A 5,269-nucleotide genomic window follows, 5' to 3' on the forward strand; every position below is an offset into this window, starting at 1 on the left:
GGCGGGCGGGGTTAGGCCGAGCGCGGCGCCGCCGCGGCCCGGCTCGCCGGGGGCCTGGTCGCGCGCGGCGTCGGCCCGGAGGACGCGGTCGTCATCGCGCTGCCGCGCGGCCCGCGCTACGTCGTCGCCCTTCTGGCGGTGGCGCTGGCCGGCGGCGTGTCGGTGCCCGTCGAGTGGCCGGTGCCCGCGGCACGCCTGACCACGCTGGCCGACCGGACCTCGGCGGTACTCGTGATCGCCGCCGCCGACACTCTGCCCGGCTGCGCGCTGCCCGTGCTGAACGTGACCGACCCGTCGACGGCGGCGCTGGTGGCCGCCCGGCCGGCCGAGCGACCGGCCGTGACCGTGCCGCCCGACCAGGCGCTGTACACGATCTTCACCTCCGGTTCGACGGGCGAGCCCCGGGGGGTCGTCGGCACGCACCGCGGGATCGCCGCGCTGCTCGCCGACCACCGCGACCGCGTCTACGAGCCGGCGCGCCGCCGGCTGGGCCGGCCGCTGCGGGTCGGCCATGCCTGGTCGATGAGCTTCGACGCGTCGTGGCAGCCGACGCTGGCCCTGCTGTCCGGCCACGCGATCCACGTGTTCGACGCCGACGAGCAGCGTGACCCGGCCAGGCTCGTGGACGGCATCCGGCGGTTCGGCCTCGACATGATCGAGACCTCGCCGTCCATGTTCGGCCATCTGGCGCAGGCAGGCCTGTTGGAGACCACGCCGGATGGGGAGCGCTGCCCGCTCGCGGTGCTGGGGCTCGGCGGCGAGGCGGTCGGCCAGGACGTCTGGGACCGGCTGTGCGCGCTGCCGACCACCGCGGTCCACAACTTCTACGGGCCGACCGAGACGACGGTGGACGCGGCGTCGGCCGCGCTCGCCGACTCGCCCGAGCCGAGCATCGGCTACCCAGTGGCTGGCATGCGCGCCTACGTCCTCGACTCCCGGCTGCGGCTCGTCCCGGCCGGGGTGGTCGGTGAGCTCTACCTGGGCGGTGACCAGCTGGCCCGGGGCTACCTGGGCCGGCCCGGGCACACCGCCGGGCGCTTCGTCGCGGACCCCTTCCAGCCCGGCGAGCGGATGTACCGCACCGGCGACGTAGTCCGCCGCATGGCGACCGGCGCGTTGGAGTACCTGGGCCGCGGTGACGACCAGGTCAAGATCCGGGGCTACCGGGTGGAGCCGGCGGAGATCGAGGCGGCGGTGCGCGCGGTGCCCGGCGTGCGGACGGCAGTCGTCCGGGCCGTGGCGCGCGGCGCCGGTCAGGCCCTCGTCGCCTTCGTCGTCCCGGCCAGCCCCGTCGCGGCCAGGCTCGTCGCGGCGTCGGGCGGCCCGACACCGGATGCCGACAAGCCGGACGCCCACGCGTCGGACAGCCTGACGCCGGCCGCGCTGCGCACCCAGCTGGCCGACCGGCTGCCGACGCACCTGGTGCCCGCGCGGTTCGTGCTCGTCGACACACTGCCGATGACGGTCAACGGCAAGGTGGACGTCCGCGCGCTGGAGGCGCTGGCCAGCGGCGGCGCGCCTGGCGCCGACGGAGCCGAAGCCGGGGCGCGGCCGGCCACCGCGACCGAACGGGCGTTGTGGACGATCGCGGTCGAGCTGCTTGGCGCGGAGCCGGCCGGCGTCGACGCCGACCTCGCGGACCTGGGGCTCGACAGCATCTCGACCATCGCGCTGGTGAGCCGGTGTCGTGCCGCGGGCGTCATCCTCACGGCACGGCTGGTGGCGGCCAGCCGCAGCATCCGGGACCTCGCCGACGCCGCGGACGCGCTGGCGGCGCGGGCGGTCGCCGCGGGGACGGACGGGCCAGCGGGGCCCGCCGACGAAGGCGTGGGCGCGGTGCCGCCGCTGCCGATCGCGCGGTGGCTGCTCGAGCTTCGCTCCTTCCGCCGGTTCACGCAGACCCAGCTGGTGGCGGTGCCGCCGGGCACCGGCGCGTCGGGCGTCGAGGCGGCGCTGCAGATGCTGCTCGACCGCCACCCGATGCTGCGCGCCACGCTGACGCCCGACGGCCAGGCGGTTCTCACCCGCCCGGTCGGCGCGGTGAAGGCCGCCGACGTGCTGCGGGTCGCGCCCGGCGCCGCGGAGGCGACGCTCGCCGCCGAGGCCCGCGCCACCATCGACCTGGTCGACCCCGGCCGCGGCCGGATGCTCGCCGCGCTGTACCTGCCGGACGCGGACCTGCTCGCGCTGTCCGTGCACCACCTGGCCGTCGACGCCGTGTCCTGGGCGATCATGCTGCGGGCGCTGGCCCGGCCGAGCGAGGCGACCGGCGAGCTGACCAGCTACCGGCGCTACGGCGAGCTGGCGCACCGGCGGGCGCGCACCGACGAGGTCGCCGACCAGGTGCCCTACTGGGCGGCGGAGCTCGCCGGGGCGGAATGGCCACTGGGCAGCCGGCGCACCGACCCGGCCCGCGACCGCGCCGCCGACCTTCGGGTCGCGACGTTCCCGGCCTCGCCGGAGACGACCGAGATCCTGGTCGGCGCGGTGAGCCGCGAGGTCGGCCTGCGCGAGCTCCTGCTCGCCGCGCTGGGCTGGGCGGTACGCCGCTGGCGCCCCGCGCTGCCGGACGTGGTGATCGACCTGGAGTCCCACGGCCGGTTCGACCACCTCGCCGCCGCGGCCAGCAACGCAGCGGCCAGCAACGCGGCGGCGGGCGCCGAACAGCCGCTGGCGGACGACGTCGACACGTCGGCGACGGTCGGCTGGTTCACCAGCGTGTTCCCGTTCCGCGTGCCGGCGCCGTCCGAGGCCACGGCGTCCGAGGCCACGGGCTCCGAGGTTGCAGGCTCCAAGGCCGTGGGCTCCGGCGAGACCGACGGCGCGCCTCGGCTGGCGACGGAGGAAGGCGCGGCGCTAAGGCGGGCCGCGCAGGCGACCGCGCGGCGGTTGGCGGCCGTGCCGAACCAGGGGTTCGACTTCGGCCTGGCCCAGAGCGTCCGTGACGATCCCCGGCTGCGCGGGGCGCCGGTTCCCCCTATCGAGTTCAACTACCTGGGCCGCTTCGACCAGCAGCCAGCCCCCGGTGGCTGGGCGCCGGTGACCGACCGCGCGCTGCACGAGCTGCTGCCGGACGACCCCGAACCGGACCTGCCGCTGCGCTACGACCTGGAGGTCATCTGCGCGGTCGGCTCGATCGAGGGCCCGAGTTCGCCCGCGTCCCTGGTGACGACCCTGCGCGCGAACGGCAACGTCCTCGACGCGGCCGACCTCGACGCCCTGGGCGGCCACTTGCTCGACGCGGTCGCGCTGCTCGCTGAGTCTGCGCGACTCCGGTAATCCCGACGGTGCGCCTGCCTGACGTCCTCGACGAAGACATCAGGCAGGTCAGCCGACTCAACGAATACCCAAGAAGCCTCGGCGGATCATGCTCCGCGGGTCCCAGCCCGCCGATCTGCGCACACAACCGGTGATCTTCAACCTGTCTCGGCCCGGCCTCCCCACAAGATCGTCAGATGTATACAACATTCAGGGGCAAAACGGACAGGAATCGCCGAATCCCGCACACATCCGGCGATCAAGAAGGGCGTCGAACCTCCCAAGGGTTCATGACCACCAGATGTGTGCGGAGATCGGCGACCCAGCACCCCGATCAAGATCCGCGGGAAGCGCCCCGGCCCGGTATCGGCGCCGGTCGCTGACGAGGCCCGAAAACTGGTGGAGCAACTGCCCGGTCAGCTCCATGCTTACCGCGATGGCCACGGAAGCCGAGGACGATCCACCGGTCTGGCACTACGCGTCGTACCGCAGCTTGCTCGGTGAGCTGCAACGAGGTCATGGTATTGCCGTAGTTCGGCTGCGCGGCCAGCCCGAACAGGCGCAGATGGTCTACGAGTGCACCAGTCGGGATACTCGTTGGGACTGGCAGGTCGACGATCGCTGTACATATCTAGCTCGGCTGCTGCGGGACCTGCGTCTCGACCTGGCTCCGCTGATCGCGCAGCTACGCGCCTGCGGCCCCTATCGCTCCTGGCCACATCGGGATCCCACCAACGATGACAACCAGTTCGATCTCGCGGTCGGGATCCTGGAAACCCTGGCCCGCAGGGGCAACGCGCAGGCCCGCGAGGCGCTGTGTGGATACGTCCGTGACGGTACCCGCTGGGTCGAGGCGCTACAAACAATCAGCGAAGAATGGCCCGTCGAGTGGTGGAACGACCTTTGGGAGACCGCCGCCGCCCGGCTCAACCCCGAGAACACGCCGCACCTGCTGCCCGCCGGCGAGCCGTGGCGACATTGGCGTGGCCGCGACGCCCACCTCGATGCCAACATGCCCAACCGTCGCGGCAGGCCATCCGCCGGGAACGATCTTTCCGAAACGTCCGACGCCGACCTGGTCACCCTCCTGCGGGCACCGGAAACAGATCGCGGAACCGTCGCGCTGGCGTTGCGGCAGATTCGACGCCGCGGCAATCCCGCACCAGAACTGCTCGAACTGGTCGAGCACTTGGCACCCGCAAGGGCCGTGGGCCTGGTCCGCGCGCTGCACTCACTCGGCCCGCTGGTGGTCCCGTCCGCCCGAACCTGGGCCGCCGACCCCGACCACCCGCTGGTCCGCGAGGCCCCGCGCCTGCTCGCCGAACACGGTGACGAGCAGGACATCCCGACACTCCTCACCGCGCTCGACCGCCTCGCGGACCAGTGGTGCGGCTACGACCAACTGACCGCAGGCCTCGCACGGATCCTCATGTCCCTGCCACCGACCGCGCAGGTGGACATCCGCGCTCTCCTGGTCCGCCGGCTGCGCTGGCTGGCCATCGCCTCGCCACATTCATACGAACGGGCCAGCTACCTGCGCAGCCTGCTCCTTCTGGACCGGCAACGCACGATGAAAAACCTGCCTGCCTACCTGCTCGACTGCGAGCCCCAAGTAAGACAGCTGGCCGCTGAAAACGTCCCGCTCACCGACAACATCCGGTGCTTGCTGACTGAGCTGCGCGACGACCCCATCGAGGACGACGAGGTCAAGCACGCCATGGCAGGCAGACTATGACCGTCGGCCCAGCGAAGAGCAGTGCCGGTATGGATCCCGCGCGGGCGTCCCCATGATCGGCGACCGGCCGCGCTCGGAGGGGCTCGAACCCCGAGCACCTAATCCGTAGTTTGATCTGGATCTTCCGGGGGCGTCCGTGGCTGTCCGCTGGTCCTGGTCGGCGGTGGTGTGGCATCCCTCGACGTCCGCGGCGATCCACCGTCGTCCGTGGGCTCGTCTGTCAGGTTGGCTGTCATCCCAGGCGAGCCTGACGAGGAACGGCCTGGTGCGGCCAGC

At 73.0% G+C, this 5,269-nt stretch carries 2 protein-coding genes and 1 pseudogene; all 3 read left to right on the plus strand.

The window, feature by feature from the left end:
- Nucleotides 1-39 precede the first annotated feature (39 nt).
- A pseudogene (locus I6A81_RS45290) lies at nt 40-1,464 on the plus strand (amino acid adenylation domain-containing protein); the annotation flags it as partial.
- Nucleotides 1,459-3,279 (plus strand): condensation domain-containing protein, encoded by a 1,821-nt coding sequence (locus I6A81_RS45295; protein WP_285223102.1) that lies wholly within the window; start codon nt 1,459-1,461, stop codon nt 3,277-3,279. The pseudogene I6A81_RS45290 and the gene I6A81_RS45295, both read left to right, overlap by 6 nt.
- A gap of 415 nt (nt 3,280-3,694) precedes the next feature.
- Nucleotides 3,695-4,993 (plus strand): hypothetical protein, encoded by a 1,299-nt coding sequence (locus tag I6A81_RS40195; RefSeq protein WP_238428083.1) that lies wholly within the window; start codon nt 3,695-3,697, stop codon nt 4,991-4,993.
- The last annotated feature ends 276 nt before the right edge of the window (nt 4,994-5,269 follow it).

The sequence above is a fragment of the Frankia nepalensis genome (assembly GCF_016786325.1).
Taxonomy (GTDB): Bacteria; Actinomycetota; Actinomycetes; order Frankiales; family Frankiaceae; genus Pseudofrankia; species Pseudofrankia nepalensis.